General features: G+C 69.4%; 13 protein-coding genes. 4 read left to right on the top strand and 9 right to left on the bottom strand.

Going from position 1 to position 16,653, the window contains the following annotated elements:
• Positions 1–288 precede the first annotated feature (288 nt).
• Entirely contained in the window at positions 289–2,121 is a 1,833-nt protein-coding gene (locus tag ACFY1E_RS40545) for a DUF4192 domain-containing protein (RefSeq protein ID WP_389085654.1), read from the bottom strand.
• Positions 2,122–2,252: 131 nt separating this feature from the next.
• On the opposite strand from ACFY1E_RS40545, the gene ACFY1E_RS40540 reads away from it, so the two are divergent.
• On the top strand, positions 2,253–4,418 hold the full coding sequence (locus ACFY1E_RS40540; RefSeq protein WP_389085651.1) for a RecQ family ATP-dependent DNA helicase: 2,166 nt from the start codon (positions 2,253–2,255) through the stop codon (positions 4,416–4,418).
• A gap of 303 nt (positions 4,419–4,721) precedes the next feature.
• On the top strand, positions 4,722–5,357 hold the full coding sequence (locus ACFY1E_RS40535; protein ID WP_389085649.1) for a hypothetical protein: 636 nt from the start codon (positions 4,722–4,724) through the stop codon (positions 5,355–5,357).
• A 340-nt stretch (positions 5,358–5,697) separates the two neighbouring features.
• Here ACFY1E_RS40535 and ACFY1E_RS40530 read toward each other — a convergent pair whose 3' ends face one another.
• The 3 genes from ACFY1E_RS40530 to ACFY1E_RS40520 form a co-directional block, all read right to left on the bottom strand.
• Positions 5,698–6,336 carry a hypothetical protein gene (locus ACFY1E_RS40530; protein ID WP_389085646.1) on the bottom strand — a complete coding sequence of 213 codons (639 nt, stop codon included), beginning with the start codon at positions 6,334–6,336 and terminating at the stop codon, positions 5,698–5,700.
• A 68-nt stretch (positions 6,337–6,404) separates the two neighbouring features.
• Complete coding sequence (locus ACFY1E_RS40525) at positions 6,405–7,106, bottom strand: ribonuclease HII (RefSeq protein ID WP_389085644.1); 702 nt, start codon at positions 7,104–7,106, stop codon at positions 6,405–6,407.
• Positions 7,107–7,187: 81 nt separating this feature from the next.
• Positions 7,188–7,811 carry a TetR/AcrR family transcriptional regulator gene (locus ACFY1E_RS40520; protein WP_389085642.1) on the bottom strand — a complete coding sequence of 208 codons (624 nt, stop codon included), beginning with the start codon at positions 7,809–7,811 and terminating at the stop codon, positions 7,188–7,190.
• A gap of 186 nt (positions 7,812–7,997) precedes the next feature.
• On the opposite strand from ACFY1E_RS40520, the gene ACFY1E_RS40515 reads away from it, so the two are divergent.
• The gene (locus tag ACFY1E_RS40515) at positions 7,998–9,545 is read left to right on the top strand and encodes an MFS transporter (RefSeq protein WP_389085640.1); all 1,548 of its coding nucleotides are present in this window, start codon (positions 7,998–8,000) and stop codon (positions 9,543–9,545) included.
• Between the two features lie 306 nt (positions 9,546–9,851).
• Here ACFY1E_RS40515 and ACFY1E_RS40510 read toward each other — a convergent pair whose 3' ends face one another.
• The 3 genes from ACFY1E_RS40510 to ACFY1E_RS40500 all read right to left on the bottom strand — a co-directional run bounded on the left by ACFY1E_RS40510 (position 9,852) and on the right by ACFY1E_RS40500 (position 12,179).
• Positions 9,852–10,769 carry an ADP-ribosylglycohydrolase family protein gene (locus tag ACFY1E_RS40510; RefSeq protein WP_389085637.1) on the bottom strand — a complete coding sequence of 306 codons (918 nt, stop codon included), beginning with the start codon at positions 10,767–10,769 and terminating at the stop codon, positions 9,852–9,854.
• 12 nt (positions 10,770–10,781) lie between these two features.
• A complete protein-coding gene (locus ACFY1E_RS40505; protein WP_344401721.1) occupies positions 10,782–11,441 on the bottom strand; it encodes a histidine phosphatase family protein in 660 nt (219 codons plus the stop codon).
• A gap of 132 nt (positions 11,442–11,573) precedes the next feature.
• Complete coding sequence (locus tag ACFY1E_RS40500) at positions 11,574–12,179, bottom strand: YdbC family protein (protein ID WP_099931779.1); 606 nt, start codon at positions 12,177–12,179, stop codon at positions 11,574–11,576.
• Positions 12,180–12,340: 161 nt separating this feature from the next.
• Between ACFY1E_RS40500 and ACFY1E_RS40495 the strand changes: the two genes are divergently transcribed.
• On the top strand, positions 12,341–12,874 hold the full coding sequence (locus ACFY1E_RS40495) for a TerD family protein (protein ID WP_389085634.1): 534 nt from the start codon (positions 12,341–12,343) through the stop codon (positions 12,872–12,874).
• Between the two features lie 7 nt (positions 12,875–12,881).
• On the opposite strand, the gene ACFY1E_RS40490 is transcribed toward ACFY1E_RS40495, so the two are convergent.
• Positions 12,882–13,589 (bottom strand): DUF6215 domain-containing protein, encoded by a 708-nt coding sequence (locus ACFY1E_RS40490; protein ID WP_389085632.1) that lies wholly within the window; start codon positions 13,587–13,589, stop codon positions 12,882–12,884.
• A 166-nt stretch (positions 13,590–13,755) separates the two neighbouring features.
• Complete coding sequence (locus tag ACFY1E_RS40485) at positions 13,756–16,650, bottom strand: vitamin B12-dependent ribonucleotide reductase (protein WP_389085629.1); 2,895 nt, start codon at positions 16,648–16,650, stop codon at positions 13,756–13,758.
• Between the last annotated feature and the right edge of the window lie 3 nt (positions 16,651–16,653).

Genomic DNA, 16,653 nt, shown 5'->3' with positions numbered 1-16,653 from the left:
CGGCTGATGCATGGGGCGGCTTCTTCTGCGCTCGGTGCACCTCGGGCGTATGCGGCGCCGGGTGAGAGGAGTCGGACGGACATGGACTGTGTGGCGGCCCCACCCATCCAAGTGTTCCGCCACTCAGGTGAACGGAAGAGCAGTCCTTCGGGTCACGCCCGCGACAGGCCCGCCCGGATGGCCGGCGGTGACGCTGATCCACGCCGGCGAATTCTGGTTGCGGCGTGCGGAGCGCCCCGCAGTCGGTGTCGGTCCGCCCGCCCAGGCCAGCCCTCGCCCCGCAACTGCTCACGACTGCTCCTGTGTGCCGTCGCTTCCGGGACGCAAGCTTTCGGGGCACTGGTCGCCGCGGCGCGCGCGGCCCTTCTCGGGGGTACCCGGGCGAGCGCGGCCAGTCCGTGCGGAGCCGGGGCGGGTGCCGCTTGTCACTGCCGTCCGCGGGCGCGGGGCGCTCGTGCCACTCCCCCGGTCTTCCGCCCTCGCCGAGCGGGAGTGGCTGCGGACCGTGCCGCTGGAGCGGACACGGCGTCGGGGGCGGGAAGCCTCCTCCGACCTCGGATCCGGCACCGATTGCGACACGGATTCCGACTCCGACACAGACTCCGATCCCGAGACCGATGCCGAGACCGATCCCGAGACCGATCCCGAGACCGATCCGGAGACCGATCCGGAGACGGATCCCGAGGCCGATTCCGACAGCAACCCCGACTCGACGGCCTGGACCGTCACCGGCTCTGCGGTTCCCGCTTCGCCGTGCGACTGCTCGGCTGCCGTCCGCCCTCGGTCCTGTCGCTCCGCTCGCAGGCACCGGCGGATCGACTCCGGGTCCAGCCCTTCGTTGCAGGCCTGGTGCAGCAGGCGGGCGAAGAGGTAACCCGGATCCGCGCCGAGTGCCATGGCGAGGGCTTCCCGGGCCTCCAGGTCGTCACCCGTGGACCAGGCGACCCAACCGGCCAGTGTCAGCGGAGCCGCCGCGTGTTCGCCGTAGGGTCCGACGCACCTGCGGGCCAGGGCCCGCCAGAGCCGGAGTGCGAGCGCGGCCTCCTCGCCCTCCATCCACTCGGCCGCGCGGTCCCGGGTCGCACGGTCCTGCAGGCCGAGAATCAGGGTCGCGGCTTCGTCGTGTGCGAGCAGTTCGTCGTCGCGGAGGTCCGCGGTGAGCGTGCCGGACACGGGCCGTGCGCCGGCCAGACGGCGCATGATCTGCGCGGACAGCTCCAGTGTCTCCTCGGCGACACCCTCACGGCTGGCTTCGTCGAGAATCCTGGGGACCAACGCCATGCTCGCGGCATCCAGGGCACTCTCCTGCTCCAGGGCTGCCGCGGTCTCCCAGGGCTGCAGCCTGGCCCGCAGTTCGCGCAGAGTGCCCCGTACCTGCAGGCCGGCGTAGGTGGCAGCGGCTGCCAGCACTGAGGTGCCGGGCAGGCCCATGGGCAGGCCTTCGGGCGGACAGCACGCCGCGTTCCCGCAGCAGTACGACCAGAAGCGGCCATCCGAGATGCACAGCGCCTCGATCACCGGTACGTCGAGTTGTCCGCACTCGACGCGCAGTTTCTGGGCCAGGGGACGCAACCGCTCCATGACCTGCCGACCTGTTTCCCCCTTCGCCGGTTCCTGGCAGAGGTACGCGACCATCTGTTCGGGCCGGGCGCCCCTGCGCTCACTGCCGGTGACCAGTCCGTGGGCCAGTTGCTGGGCGACGGAAGCCCAGTCGTCGGCACTCGCCGGAATGCCGAGCCGGGCACGGCCGCCGAATCGGCCGCGGCCGTCCCGGTCGTGCAGGGCGACCAGGACGATACTTTCCTCGGGCCGGTACCCCAACAGATAGGGCAGGGCATCGGCCAGTTCGGCCGGGGTGCGCAGCGTGACCTGGTGCTCGGGGCCATGACTGTCGTAGGCGGTGCAGTCGACGTGGTCCGGGCGGCCCGGGCGCTCCTCGTGTGCGTCTTGTGCACCGTACGTACCCTGCGTGTCGCGGCCGCCGTGGTCGTCCGAAGCGGCCGGGCCGACGTGCTTTTCCGGTCGGCCGGGGTCGTCGTGTCCGTCGTGGTGCTCGGCGCCGTCACGTGCGGCGGCCTTGCCGTTTTCAGGGGATCCAGTGGTTTCGCCGTGGTTCGTCATGCGCCGACGATCTCGCGGATCGCTATGTTCCGGTTTCCCCTGTGGATAAGTCAGGCCAGGGACACGTCAAGGGCCTCGCTCCTCCACAGGCCTGGCCGGGCTTGTCGGTGGCGTCCTGTTTGATGGGATGCATGGAGCACACGAGCAACGCGGAACTCCGGGCGGCCGCCGACGCGGTCCTCGCCCGCCTCGTCGGGGACGCCACAGGAGCGGCCCGGCTGCGCGAGGACCAGTGGCGGGCGATCGAGGCGCTGGTCGCCGACAGACGCCGGGCGCTCGTCGTGCAGCGCACGGGGTGGGGCAAGTCCGCGGTCTACTTCGTGGCGACGTCGCTGCTGCGGGCCCGGGGCAGCGGGCCCACGGTCATCGTCTCCCCACTGCTCGCCCTGATGCGCAACCAGGTCGAGGCGGCAGCACGGGCCGGTATCCATGCGCGGACGATCAACTCCTCGAACACCGAGGAGTGGGACACCGTTCAGGACGAGATCGCCGCTGGTGAGGTCGACGTCCTGCTGGTCAGTCCGGAGCGCCTCAACAACCCGGACTTCCGCGATCAGGTGCTGCCCAAGCTCGCCGCCGCCACCGGGCTCCTGGTGGTGGACGAGGCGCACTGCATCTCCGACTGGGGGCACGACTTCCGTCCGGACTACCGGCGGCTGCGGACCATGCTCGGCGATCTGCCGCCGGGCGTCCCGGTGCTCGCGACCACTGCCACCGCCAACGCGCGCGTGACCGCCGACGTCGCCGAGCAGCTCGGCACCGGGGGCTCGTCGGACGCCCTGGTGCTGCGGGGCCCGTTGGACCGGGAGAGCCTGAGCCTGAGCGTGCTGCGGCTTCCGGACGCCGCACACCGTATGGCCTGGCTCGCCGACCACCTGGGCGAGTTGCCGGGTTCCGGGATCATCTACACGCTCACCGTGGCCGCGGCCGAGGAGGTCACCGCCTTTCTGCGGCACCGTGGTCACACGGTCGCTTCCTACACGGGCAGGACCGAGAACGCCGACCGTCAGCAGGCCGAGGACGACCTCCTCGCCAACAGGGTGAAGGCCCTGGTCGCCACGTCCGCGCTGGGCATGGGGTTCGACAAACCGGATCTCGGATTCGTGGTGCACCTCGGCTCACCGGCCTCGCCCATCGCCTACTACCAGCAGGTGGGCCGCGCCGGGCGCGGGGTCGAACACGCCGAGGTGCTCCTGTTGCCGGGGAAGGAGGACGAGGCGATCTGGGAGTACTTCGCATCGCTCGCCTTCCCGCCGGAAGACCTGGTGCGCCGCACTCTCGACGTCCTCGCGCGCGCGGACAGGCCCTTGTCGCTGCCCGCCCTGGAGCCTTTGGTGGAGCTGCGCCGCTCCCGCCTGGAGACCATGCTCAAGGTTCTCGACGTGGACGGGGCGGTCAAGCGGGTCAAGGGCGGCTGGATCGCAACGGGACAGCCGTGGACGTACGAGGCGGAGCGGTACGACTGGGTCGCGCGGCAGCGCAGGGCCGAGCAGCAGGCGATGCGGGAGTACTCCTCGACGACCGACTGCCGCATGGAGTTCCTGCAGCGCCAGCTGGACGACGAGGGCGCCAAGCCCTGCGGCCGCTGCGACAACTGCGCGGGCGCGCGGTTCACCACGGACATGTCCACGACCGCGCTGGACGCGGCACGTGTCGATCTCGGCCGGGCGGGCGTCGAGGTGGAGCCACGCCGAATGTGGCCGACCGGCCTGCCGGCGATCGGCGTCGACCTCAAGGGACGCATCCCGGTCGGTGAACAGGCCGCTCCCGGGAGGGCGTTGGGCCGCCTGTCGGACATCGGCTGGGGCAACCGGCTACGGCCGATGCTGGCGCCCCAGGCCCCAGACGGTCCAGTGCCGGACGACGTGGCGAAGGCCGTTGTGGGCGTGCTCGCCGACTGGGCCAAAGGGCCCGGGGGATGGGCCCCGGGAGCAGCCGACCCGCAGCCGCGCCCGGTGGGCGTGGTCACGGTCTCCTCGCGCACCCGCCCCCGGTTGATCCACTCCCTGGGTGCACGTATCGCGGAGGTCGGCAGACTGCCGTTGCTCGGCTCCGTGGACTACACGAGCGACGCGGCCCACGTCTCCCGGAGCAACAGTGCACAACGCCTGAAGGCACTGGCCGGCACACTGACCGTGCCGCCCGCCCTCGCCTCCGCACTCGCCGAGGCGGCGGGTCCGGTCCTCCTGGTGGACGACTTCACCGAGACCGGCTGGACGCTCGCGGTCGCAGCCCGCCTGCTCCGACGTGCCGGTGCGCAGGGGGTGTTGCCACTCGTCCTGGCCGTCCAGGGCTGACCGCGGCACCGCACGCCGCTCGGCAGCCGCACCTCGAGCCCCTCTGCTCCAACGGTGCACTAACTCGAGGTGAACGGTCGGCGCATGCGTCGTGACGCAACGTACTGGGTAGGGATATACACCGCACACCGCCGCGTTTCGGTCAGTGGCCCCAATTGCTCGTTGCCGCATCCAAGTTCGACAGGAAGAATTGAACTCCGCTCCCCGCACGGCTCGTCCGTGGTCCGGTAGGGCTCTGCTGCGGCGTGCGCTCCCCTGAACATGACCCCGCCCCCGTGTGGGCGCGTAGCCGAAGGGAGGACCGTGACCTTCGGATTCGCTCCGTCCTCGGCGGCATCCACGTCGACGTCTGCCGACCTGTCCGCCGCATCCGCCAACCCTCTCACCCGCATGCTCGAACCCGCGGAGTGGGCCGCCGCCGGAATCCCTCTGCTGCGCAATCCCCGAGAGGTCGTCAGCGGACTCCATGCCCGGCATCACCCAAAACCCGCGACCGCGGTGGTGGCCGTCCTCGACCCGGACGAACGCCTGTGCGCGAGCGCCTCGTTCACCCGCCGCCCGGCTCCCGCCGACGGCTGGATGTTCCGCAACACGCTGCTTGCGCAGCTCCGCCGGGTCATCCCGCACGACCTGCGGCGCCGCACACCGGTGCGCACCGCGGTGCTGCTCTACTGCCGTGAGGGCGACGCGCGTTGGACCGAGGAGGACGGCGCATGGATGTGGGGCCTGCGTGACGCGTGCACACTGCACGGGCTGCGCTGCGGGGCGTACATCACGCTGACCCGGGACGGCTGGCAGGTGCTCGGGGAGGGCCGTGGCGGGCGCCGCCCCAACGCGGACTCCTCACCGGAGCCCTTCGGGATATCCGAGGCGCCGCCTCTGCTGCCCCGCACCGGCGGTGCCGCCTCGGAGGTCCTGCGCCGCGCCGCAGCCCGATAAGAACACCGACGGGTCACGCCCGACCGACAGCAAGCTCCCTTCGTACGCCGGCTTCGCAGCGCACCGGACGAGGGGAGTTGCACACACGCCGGTCAGGGCCGCCCGTCGGCACTCCGAGCAATCACCGCCGCATGCTTCGGGAGGCGTTCGCTGCGAGAACGACGGACGCCCGTCCAACGCGCCAACGCTTCCCCTCGTCCGTCACGTCCCAGGAGCAGGTGGGAGCGCGCGCACCGGGCGCCCCGGCCGTATCTGCGCACGCCGAAACACCCACTGTGCCGATGCCGCCACAGCGGCGTCCTCGCCGCTCCGGTGTTCCCGTGGACGTACCGGAACAGGCTCAGACGCCCGCGCCCAGCACCGAGTTGATCTGCTGCGGGTCGCCGCAGACGATCAGCAGGGCTCCGGCCCGGGTGAGGGCCAGCGGAAGGGCGGTGGCGGCTGCTGCGTCGGAGCCGCCGTTGACGGCAACCACGACCACGGGGCGCGAGGCGGCGCGATCGGCGACAGAGGCGTCCGCGTAGAAGACGTCGTCGCCCGCGTCGTGCTGCGCCCAGTAGGAGGCTTCACCGAAGGACAGCTCGTGGGCGGCCCACGGGTGCTGTTCACCGGTGGTGATCACCAGTACGTCACCGGGGGCGCGACCCGAGTCCAGGAGCAGGTCCACGGCTTCCTCGGCGGCGTCGAGTGCGCCCTCCACCGAGGCCGGGATCAGCTGGATCTGCGGGGTGGCCGAAGCAGTGACGGCGGCAGGGGCGGCCGGGACCGAGGGTCCGGGCGTGGCGACGGCCACGTCACGCGACGCGCGCTGCACCGGCGGTGTGGGCCGGAGCGGACCAGGACGACCGGGACGCGGCGGAGCCGCGGGACGGGGACCGGGTACGGGGCGGGGGGTCGGCGCGGTGCGGCCGCTGGCCGGCGTGGCGCGGGGACCCTGGGCACTCTCGTGAATCTGAGGCTCCTCGGGAATGAGAGGCATGGGCTGATATTTATCAAACGTTGGTGCGGCTCGCGTCGGCGGGTGGCACATGAGCGCGAGCGGATTCGTCAGAAGTCGAAGCCGAGCTGACCTTCGATTTCCGGAACGCCTCCGTCCGCCCAACTGCGGACCTTCTTGAGATGTCGCCACTGGGGCAGCGCATCAAGATACGCCCACGACAACCGGTGGTACGGGGTGGGTCCCCGCTCCGCCAGTGCGGCCTTGTGCACGGGCGACGGATACCCGGCGTTGTCCGCAAAACCGAAGTCTGCATGGTCGATACCCAGTTCGGCCATCATTTTGTCGCGCTGGACCTTGGCGATCACCGAGGCCGCCGCGACCGCCACGCACGACTGGTCGCCCTTGATGACCGTACGGACCTGCCAGGGCGAGCCGAGATAGTTGTGCTTGCCGTCGAGGATCACCGCGTCGGGACGGACCGGCAGAGCCTCCAGGGCGCGTCCCGCCGCCAGGCGAAGGGCTGCGGTCATGCCCAGCTCGTCGATCTCCTCCGGCGAGGCGTGCCCCAGCGCGTACGAGGTCACCCACTTCTGCAGTTCCACGGCAAGCACAGTGCGCCGCTTGACGGTGAGCAGCTTGGAGTCGGTGAGGCCCTCGGGAGGCCGACGCAGTCCTGTGATCGCCGCGCAGACGGTGACGGGGCCGGCCCACGCACCGCGCCCCACTTCGTCGACCCCGGCAATGATCTTCGCTCCGGTCGTGGCGCGAAGGGAGCGCTCGACGGTGTGAGTAGGTGGTTCGTACGGCATGGCGCCCTCAGCCTACGCCCCGCGGATCACCCGGCGACACCCCGGCTCCCACTCCCGCTTCAGGACGGCGACCCTGTGCACTCAGTCGACGCCCGGTCGCAGCAACGGAACCATCAACTGGTCGATCATCTCCTCGAGATCACGATCGTCCCATTCGCTTCCGCGTAGCTTGGAGCGGTACATCATCACGGCCGGGATGACATCGAAGACATAGCTGTTCGCCGCGTCGGGCCGCACCTCATTCCGCTCTATTCCACGCGTGATGACCTCGCGAAGCAGCTTGATGGTGGGCTCCACGATCCCCTCGAAGATCACGCCATGGAAGCGCTCCGCCTGAATCGGGTCGCATTCGTGAATCACGGAGCGGACCGCGAAACCGGGTCGCGAGAACATCGCCTCACGCGCCTGCCGGCACAGCGCGAGCAGATCTTCACGCACGCTGCCGAGGTCGGGTGCCTCCTCTATGCGCGGGAGCCCGGCCTGCAGGGCGTCAGCGACCAGATCCTCCTTGGACGGCCAGCGCCGGTAGACGGCGGCCTTGCCGGTCTGGGCACCGGCAGCGACGCCCTCCATGGTGAGGCCGTTCCAGCCGACGGTACTGAGCTGTTCCAGGGCGGCATCGAGGATCGCGCGTTCGAGTACGGCGCCGCGCCGACGGAGGGAGGCCGCCTGAGCGGGGGCGGCCTTCCAGCGCGAAGTAACCATCTGTGTATCTCCAGCGAGCAGGGGGAGCGGAGTTTTCGGGGGCGGGAGAGCACCAGGCGGCAGCAACGGGGGATTCGCCACCTGACACCAATTTAAGTGAACGCTTGCGTTCACTATCGGGGACTCACTACGGTTGACGCGACAGTGAACGCGAGCGTTCACTAACGCATTTGTGGGGGACCCATAGTGACAACCTCTCAGTTGATCAAGGAACAGAAGCCAGGTGCGGCTCGCCGGGAGGGGCATCCCGGCATTGCGCTCGCAGTCATCGCGGCCTGCCAACTCATGGTGGTACTCGACGCGACGATTGTGAACATCGCGCTCCCGCACATTCAAGACGCTCTGAAGTTCAGCACGACCGACCTCACCTGGGTCGTCAGCGCCTACACGCTCACCTTCGGCGGCCTGCTGCTTCTGGGCGGCCGTGCCGGTGACATCCTCGGCCGCCGCCGGGTCTTCATGACCGGCATCGTGCTGTTCACCTTCGCCTCGCTGCTCGGTGGACTCGCCCAGGAACCCTGGCAGTTGTTGGCCGCACGCGTTCTGCAGGGCATGGGTGGCGCCATTGCGTCGCCCACCGCGTTGGCGCTCATCACCACCACGTTCCCCGAAGGCCCCGAGCGCAACCGGGCGTTCGGCGTCTTCGCCGCGGTCTCCGCGGGTGGCGGCGCCATCGGTCTGCTGGCCGGCGGCATGCTCACCGAGTGGCTCAACTGGCGCTGGGTGTTCTTCGTCAACCTGCCGATCGGCATCCTGATCACCCTGCTCGCGCCGCTCTACATCAGCGAGTCCGAACGACACACGGGCCGCTTCGACATCGCGGGGGCCGTGACCTCGACGGCAGGCATGGCCTCCCTCGTCTACGGCTTCATCCGCGCAGCGGACGACGGCTGGCGGGACAGCCTGGCCATCGGCTCCTTCGCCGCCGCCGTGGTCCTGCTGGTGGCCTTCGCGCTCATCGAGTCCCGGGCCAAGGAGCCGATCACTCCGCTGCGGATGTTCGCCGACCGCAACCGCTCCGGCACATACTTGATCATGTTGAGCCTGGCCGCGGCGATGTTCGGGATGTTCTTCTACATCGTTCTCTTCGTGCAGAACGTGCTGGGGTACAGCCCGATCCGAGCCGGTCTCGCGTTCCTGCCGGTGACCGTCGTGATCGCGCTCGGCGCCGGGCTGTCCCAGCGGTTCCTGCCGGTACTGGGGCCCAAGCCGTTCATGCTCACCGGCTCGGCTCTCGCGGTGATCGGACTGGCCTGGCAGACCCTCATCAGCTCCGGCAGCTCGTATGCCGGCGGAGTGCTCGGTCCGATGCTGGTCTTCGGCTTCGGCATGGGCCTGAACTTCGTGACGCTGACGGTCACAGCGGTCTCCGGCGTCTCCCAGCACGAGGCAGGTGCGGCCTCCGGACTGCTCAACGCCACCCAGCAGGTGGGTGGTTCGCTCGGCCTGTCCATTCTGACGACGGTGTTCGGGTCGGCCAGCAAGGACGAGGCGCAGAAGCAGCTGCCGAAGTTCCTCGCGAGCGGTTCGGCGGAGCAGAAGGCGGAGTTCGCCAAGACGCACCAACTGCCCGGAACCTGGGGACACGAGGTGCTCGCCCAAGGAATTTCCATGGGCTTCGTGGCAGCCGCGGCCATGGCCGTGCTCGCCTTCGGCACCGCCTGGTTCGTGATCCGGGTCCGCAAGAGCGACCTGGAAGCACTCGCCGGCACGGCGGGAGCGACGGTCGGCTGAAACAACTGCTCCCGCATGGGGCCGCGGAGGGCCGGACCGAGTCCGGGGGACCGACGGCGAGGACGTCGGTCCGGCCCTCCGCACACGTTCCGCAGGGCACAGCAAGCTCAGGGTGGAAAGCACCGCCCACACGACCACGAACTGCACGACCACCCCCGGACCTTTCGCACGTCAGATGCAGTACACCCGCTCCTGCGTCACACGGCTGATGTCACAACAACGGACGTACGGTCACGCAGAGTTCCCGGCGAGCACAGAGAGTTTCCAGAGGCGTCTCCCGGCAAGCTGCACAGACCCGCTGAGGGTTCAGACCGACGGTGTCCGGACGGTCGGCACCCAGTCCGGCAGTGCCTCCGTCAGCCCTGCCCACTCGGCAGGTGGCAGGCCGCCCTTCCCGGCGGCGAGCACCCCGCCCACGATGGCGCAGGTCGTGTCCACGTCACCACCCACCTGCGCGGTCGTCCAGAACGCCTCCTCGAAGTCGCCGAGGGCCCGCGCGGCCGACCAGAGCGCGAAGGGCACGGTGTCATGGGCAGACGTACGCCGTCCGCAGCCCAGTACGGCCGCGACGGTGCCCGCGTCGGCGTAGTCGAGCATGTCCCGTGCGCGCCGCAGGCCCGCACCGACGGCGCTCTTCGGGACGAGTGCGACGACTCGGTCGAGGAGTGCCTCCGGGCTCGGCGGGCCGTCGGGGGCGGCGACCAGCGCGGCGGCCGCCGCAACCGCCATGGAGCCGACGACGGCCTCACGGTGCTGGTGTGTGGGATACGCGGAGATCTCCGCCTGATGCGTCGCTTGTTCCGGGTCGTCCGCGTACCAGGCGCCCAGCGGGGCGATGCGCATGGCCGCTCCGTTGCCCCAGGAACCCTGTCCGTTGAAGAGCTCGGCGGCCAGCTCGCGCCAGTCGCCGCCCTCTCGAACCAGCCGCAGCAGACGGTTGACCGCAGGACCGTACCCCCGGTCGAAGTCATGATGGTGGGCGAAGGACTGCGCCAGGGCGTCCTGGTCGATGCGGTGGTGGGCGGCCAGGACCGCGACCACGGAGCAGGCCATCTCCGTGTCGTCGGTCCACTGCCAGGGCCCTGGCGGCAGCTCGCGACGCTTCAGCAGCGGATAGTTCGCCGGTACGAAGAACTGCGAGCCCAGTGCATCCCCCACCGCCAGTCCACGCAGGCTGGCCACGGCGCGGTCCAGGCGCCCGTCGGAAGAGGAGTCAGGGGTCATCGCTCTGCCACTCTATCCGGTGATCCCGTACGGTTCCGGATCTCGCCAGCGTTCGAAAGGCCGGTCAAGTACGTACTTGCCGTCGTCCCCGAGAACGAGCATCCGCATCTCCGCGTTCCCGGGATTCGACAGCGACTCGAATTCCGCAACCGTCCAGTGGAACCAGCGCATGCAGAACAGCCGCATGGCCAGGCCGTGGGTCACCAGCAGCACGTTGGACGGGTGGTCGGGGGCCTCGAAGCTGCGGTACAGGCTCTCCAGGAAGCCGCCGACCCGGTCGTACACGTCGGCACCGGACTCCCCCTGGGCGAAGCGGTAGAAGAAGTGGCCGTAGGCGTCCCGGTAGGCCTTCTGGAGGCGCACGTCGTCGCGGTCCTGCCAGTTTCCCCAGTCCTGTTCGCGCAGCCGCGGCTCCTCCCGCACCCGTATGAGCTCGGGATCGAGATGGAAGGCGCGCAGGGTCTCATGCGTGCGGCGGTACGGCGACACGTACACGCTGACGCGCTCACGGCCGAAGACCTCGCGCAACCGCTTGCCGGTCTCCTCGGCCTGCTGCCAGCCCCGCTCGGTCAGCGCGAGCGCATGGTCGGGCTCCCGCTCGTAAACGGTGTCATCAACATTGCCCGTTGACTCTCCGTGCCGGACAAGGACGATGCGCCGTGGTCGTGCCATGCCAAAACCCTAGATCGAGTGACGGCCGATCGAGCACTCGTACGGCCTCCATACGGCGTAGGTCACACACTTCCTGCACCACTGGCCACGCCGAGCCGCTCGATTAACGCGTCCAGTTTCCAAACCGACGCGTCAGACCGTCCAGGTCGGCTCCAGCTCGATGATGTCGCCGGTGAGGGCCGCCACGTCCGCCTCCGTCTGGGCCCGTAGGGCGAGCCGCTCCACGCGCTCCGTGCGGTACTTGCCGTGTTCGGCTGCCGATCGCCACATGGACAGCACCAGGAACTCATGGCCCGGCGCCTCGCCGAACAAGCCCCGGATCATGCCGGGAGAGCCGGCCATGGCCGGGTTCCAGACCTTCTCCTGCATCAGCGTGAAGTGCTCGGCCCGTTCCTCGTGCACTCGGCAGAGTGCGACCCGCAGCAGGTCGGCGTCCGTGAACCGCGGTTCAAAGCCGGTCTTCACGTCGAAGCGGTAGTCGAAGAGCTTGACCTGGGCATCCTTGAAGGTGCCCGACTGGGCCGCCGCAAGCCGATCATGGGAACGGGCCATGAAGGAGTCGTAGAAGGCACGGCTCTCCCAGAAGGCAAAGATGTGGGCCACTCCTGTGCGTCCCCGGCTCCAGCCACCGCCTTGTCCCCGAAACCCCGGCTCCCCCAGAAGCCCCGCCCACTTTCGCTGCCCCCGCTCGAAGCCGCGGCGGTCCACCACGGTGCAGCGAATCCACTTGACCAGCACCGCGCCATGGTAAGGCCACGGAGCGTGGCGCCGGTCACGCTCCGGCGGACAGCTCCGGCGCACACCTCCACGCGCGCGTGGCAGGATGGACAACAGGCCCAGTCCGTCGCGCAGTTCGGGCCGGACAGGGGCACACGGGGAGACGGGGAAGGGGAGGTCCGGTGACGGGCATCAACAAGGGGATCCGCAAGGTCGAGGTCGCGCTCAAGTGGGACCCCAGTCCGGCGGGACAGGCGGCCACCGATCTCGACATCGTCGCGGCCACCTATCCGGTGGGCGACGCGTACGGCGATCCCGCCTATGTGGTGCACTTCGACAGCCGTTCCCCGGACGGCACGATCTACCTCAACCGGGACAGCAAGGACGGCAAGGGCTTCGGCTGGGACGAGGTCATGACGCTGGAGCTGGAGCGGCTCAGCGAGCGGTACGCGCGCGTGGTGGTCGGCGTCGTCATCCAGCAGCGCTCGGCGCCCCGGACCTTCGTCGGCGTGATCAACCCGGGGCTGCGCATACGGGAGGGCTACACCGTCCTGGCCGAGGACGACTTCGGCGACGTCCTCGGGGCCACGGCGGCGACCGTCGGGGAGTTCATACGCGACGAGTCCGGCGAGTGGACGTTTCGTCCCGGGATCCACGGCTTCGAGGACGACCCGGCGACGTTCACCCGGGACATGGGCCGGGCGCACCAGCCCTGACGGCCGGTCAGCGGGCGGTCCATCCGGGGACCGTCGGCAGGACCTTCTCGGCGACGCGGAACAGGGCCGCGTCGTCGGGCGTCGCGAAGTCCTGGCGCCAGATGGCGACTTCGAAGTAGCCGCCGCCGTCCTTGGCGTCCCGGGCGACCAGCAGGCTGCGGGCGATACCGCCAGAACCGCTCTTGGCCGTGCCGCCTCCGAGGTTGAAGCTCAGGGCGACGGTCCGGTCCGAGTAGACGACCGCCGGATGTCCGAGCACCGTCTTCTTCTCCGCACCGGTGCCCAGCAGGTCGGCCATGTCGGCCACGCCGAGATCGTCGTCGGATGCCGAGAGCCTCAGGGAGTACGTCTTCAGGTCGACGTCCGCCTCGGGGGTGGTGGTTTTCGTGCCGTCTGCCGAGGTGATCGTGCTCTCGTTGCCGTCGGCGGTCTCCGCGTACTCGTCCGGCGTGCCGAGCAGCACGGGCAGGTCCGGGCGGTTGAGTGCCGTGCACAGCCGGGCCCCCGAGACCGGCTTCGACGGCTTGCTGTCGTGCGTGGTCGTGCACGTGGCCGGCCCGCGGTCGGCGGACGCCTTCGAGTCCAGGTCCAGCGCCCACAGGAGCCCTGCGAGGCCCCCGACCACCACGATCGCGGCGATCACCTGAGCCGCCGCGTTCACGGGCTTCCCGGGCTCGCTCGTTGCTCTTTTGGAGTCGGCGAAATCGTCGACCATGTCCCCCACGTTCCCCACCCTGCCGTTCGCGCCGGTCGTGCGCGGGGGGAGCCTAGCCTGTGATCGTCCCGCGGGGGAACAAGTTTTCGCATCGGGGTGCAAAGCCGAGGGCGGCGGAGCCGTGAAACGCTCCGCCGCCCTCGACAGCTTGTCTTCGGTACCGGCGTCAGCTGCAACCGCTGGTCGAGCCGCAGCCCTCGCAGATGTAGCAGGAACCGGCCCGCTGCATCTTCGTACCGCAGGAGAAGCACAGCGGGGCGTCGGCCTGGATGCCCAGCTGCATCTCCACCAGCTCGGCGCTGGTGTGGGCCTGCTTCGGGGCGGGCTTGGCCGCCTCGACCTCGGCACGCGGCGTGGCGACGGCCTTGAGCTCCTGGGCGCGCGGAGCCGACTGGGCGAGGCCCTCGACGTCCACCTCGTCCTCGGAGGGCTCGTACGAACCGGTCTCCAGGTGACGCTGGCGCTCCTCGGCGGAGTGGATGCCGAGGGCGGAGCGCGTCTCGAACGGCAGGAAGTCCAGCGCCAGGCGACGGAAGATGTAGTCGACGATCGACTGCGCCATCCGCACGTCCGGGTCGTCCGTCATACCGGCCGGCTCGAAGCGCATGTTGGTGAACTTCGAGACGTACGTCTCCAGCGGCACCCCGTACTGGAGGCCGACCGAGACGGCGATGGAGAAGGCGTCCATCATGCCCGCGAGAGTCGAGCCCTGCTTGGACATCTTCAGGAAGACCTCGCCGAGACCGTCGTCCGGGTAGGAGTTGGCCGTCATGTAGCCCTCGGCGCCGCCGACCGTGAAGGACGTCGTGATGCCGGGACGGCCCTTGGGGAGGCGCTTGCGGACCGGGCGGTACTCGATGACCTTCTCGACCGTCTCGCGGATGGTCGCCTCGGCCTTCTCCGTGACCTCGGCCTTCTCCTTCTCCTTGGTCTTGGCGGAGAGCGGCTGGCCGACCTTGCAGTTGTCGCGGTAGATGGCGAGCGCCTTGACGCCCATCTTCCAGGCCTCGAAGTAGATCTCCTCGACCTCCTCGACGGTCGCCGACTCCGGCATGTTGACCGTCTTGGACAGGGCGCCGGAGATCCACGGCTGGATCGCGGCCATCATGCGGACGTGGCCCATCGCGGAGATGGAGCGCTCGCCCATGGCGCAGTCGAACACCTCGTAGTGCTCGTGCTTGAGGCCCGGGGCGTCGACGACATTGCCGTGCTCGGCGATGTGGGCGACGATCGCCTCGATCTGCTCCTCCTGGTAGCCCAGGCGGCGCAGGGCCTGCGGGACCGTGCCGTTGACGATCTGCATCGAGCCGCCGCCGACCAGCTTCTTGAACTTGACCAGGGCGAGGTCGGGCTCCAGGCCGGTGGTGTCGCAGGACATCGCCAGGCCGATGGTGCCGGTCGGAGCGATGACCGACGCCTGGGAGTTGCGGAAACCGTTCTTCTCACCGAGGCGCAGCACGTCCTGCCAGGCCTCCGTGGCGGCGGCCCAGACCGGCGTGTCCAGGTCGTCCATACGGACGGCGACGGCGTTCGCGTCGGCGTGCTGCTTCATGACGCGGTTGTGGGCACTGGCGTTGCGGGCGTAGCCGTCGTACGGGCCGACGACCGCGGCGAGTTCGGCGGAGCGCTTGTACGACGTGCCGGTCATCAGGGAGGTGATGGCACCGGCGAGGGCGCGGCCGCCGTCGGAGTCGTAGGCGTGACCGGTCGCCATCAGCAGGGCGCCGAGGTTGGCGTAGCCGATGCCGAGCTGGCGGAACGCGCGCGTGTTCTCGCCGATCTTCTGCGTCGGGAAGTCCGCGAAGCAGATGGAGATGTCCATCGCGGTGATGACGAGCTCGACGACCTTCGCGAAGCGCTCGACCTCGAAGGACTGGTTGCCCTTGCCGTCGTCCTTCAGGAACTTCATCAGGTTCAGCGAGGCCAGGTTGCAGGACGTGTTGTCCAGGTGCATGTACTCGCTGCAGGGGTTCGAGCCGTTGATACGGCCGGACTCCGGGCAGGTGTGCCAGTGGTTGATGGTGTCGTCGTACTGGATGCCCGGGTCGGCGCAGGCCCAGGCGGCCTCGGCCATCTTGCGGAACAGGGCCTTGGCGTCGACCTCTTCGATGACCTCGCCGGTCATCCGCGCGCGCAGGCCGAACTTGCCGCCCTGCTCGACCGCCTTCATGAACTCGTCGTTCACACGGACCGAGTTGTTGGCGTTCTGGTACTGGACGGAGGTGATGTCCTCGCCACCGAGGTCCATGTCGAAGCCCGCGTCGCGCAGGGCGCGGATCTTCTCCTCTTCCTTCACCTTGGTCTCGATGAAGTCCTCGATGTCGGGGTGGTCGACGTCGAGGATGACCATCTTGGCGGCACGGCGGGTGGCACCACCGGACTTGATGGTGCCGGCGGACGCGTCGGCGCCGCGCATGAAGGAGACCGGGCCGGAGGCGTTGCCGCCCGAGGACAGCAGTTCCTTGGAGGAGCGGATGCGGGAGAGGTTCAGGCCGGCGCCGGAGCCGCCCTTGAAGATCATGCCCTCTTCCTTGTACCAGTCGAGGATCGACTCCATGGAGTCGTCGACGGCCAGGATGAAGCAGGCGGAGACCTGCTGGGGCTGCGGGGTGCCGACGTTGAACCACACGGGGCTGTTGAAGCTGAAGATCTGGTGCAGGAGGGCGTACGCCAGCTCGTGCTCGAAGATCTCGGCGTCGGCGGGCGAGGCGAAGTACTTGTAGTCCTCGCCGGCCTTCCGGTACGTCTTCACGATGCGGTCGATGAGCTGCTTCAGGCTCACCTCACGCTGCGGGGTGCCGACGGCACCGCGGAAGTACTTGCTGGTGACGATGTTGACCGCGTTCACCGACCAGAAGTCGGGGAACTCCACGCCGCGCTGCTCGAAGTTGACCGAGCCGTCGCGCCAGTTGGTCATGACGACGTCACGGCGCTCCCAGGCCACCTCGTCGTACGGGTGCACGCCGGGGGTGGTGTGGATGCGCTCGATACGCAGTCCCTTGGTCGCCTTGGTGCCCTTGGCGCGGGAACTCCGTGCCGGACCGCTCGCCGTCTCTGTCATGCC

It is taken from the genome of Streptomyces sp. NPDC001604, from assembly GCF_042893475.1.
Lineage (GTDB): Bacteria > Actinomycetota > Actinomycetes > Streptomycetales > Streptomycetaceae > Streptomyces.
This window is presented reverse-complemented; position numbering and strand designations above follow the sequence as displayed.

Excerpts from the sequence above, each read along its gene's own strand:
- ACFY1E_RS40545 (WP_389085654.1), bottom strand. The coding sequence starts at position 2,121 with ATGACGAACCACGGCGAAACCACTGGATCCCCTGAAAACGGCAAGGCC.
- ACFY1E_RS40540 (WP_389085651.1), top strand. The coding sequence starts at position 2,253 with ATGGAGCACACGAGCAACGCGGAACTCCGGGCGGCCGCCGACGCGGTC.
- ACFY1E_RS40530 (WP_389085646.1), bottom strand. The coding sequence starts at position 6,336 with ATGCCTCTCATTCCCGAGGAGCCTCAGATTCACGAGAGTGCCCAGGGT.
- ACFY1E_RS40525 (WP_389085644.1), bottom strand. The coding sequence starts at position 7,106 with ATGCCGTACGAACCACCTACTCACACCGTCGAGCGCTCCCTTCGCGCC.
- ACFY1E_RS40520 (WP_389085642.1), bottom strand. The coding sequence starts at position 7,811 with ATGGTTACTTCGCGCTGGAAGGCCGCCCCCGCTCAGGCGGCCTCCCTC.
- ACFY1E_RS40510 (WP_389085637.1), bottom strand. The coding sequence starts at position 10,769 with ATGACCCCTGACTCCTCTTCCGACGGGCGCCTGGACCGCGCCGTGGCC.
- ACFY1E_RS40505 (WP_344401721.1), bottom strand. The coding sequence starts at position 11,441 with ATGGCACGACCACGGCGCATCGTCCTTGTCCGGCACGGAGAGTCAACG.
- ACFY1E_RS40490 (WP_389085632.1), bottom strand. The coding sequence starts at position 13,589 with ATGGTCGACGATTTCGCCGACTCCAAAAGAGCAACGAGCGAGCCCGGG.
- ACFY1E_RS40485 (WP_389085629.1), bottom strand. The coding sequence starts at position 16,650 with ATGACAGAGACGGCGAGCGGTCCGGCACGGAGTTCCCGCGCCAAGGGC.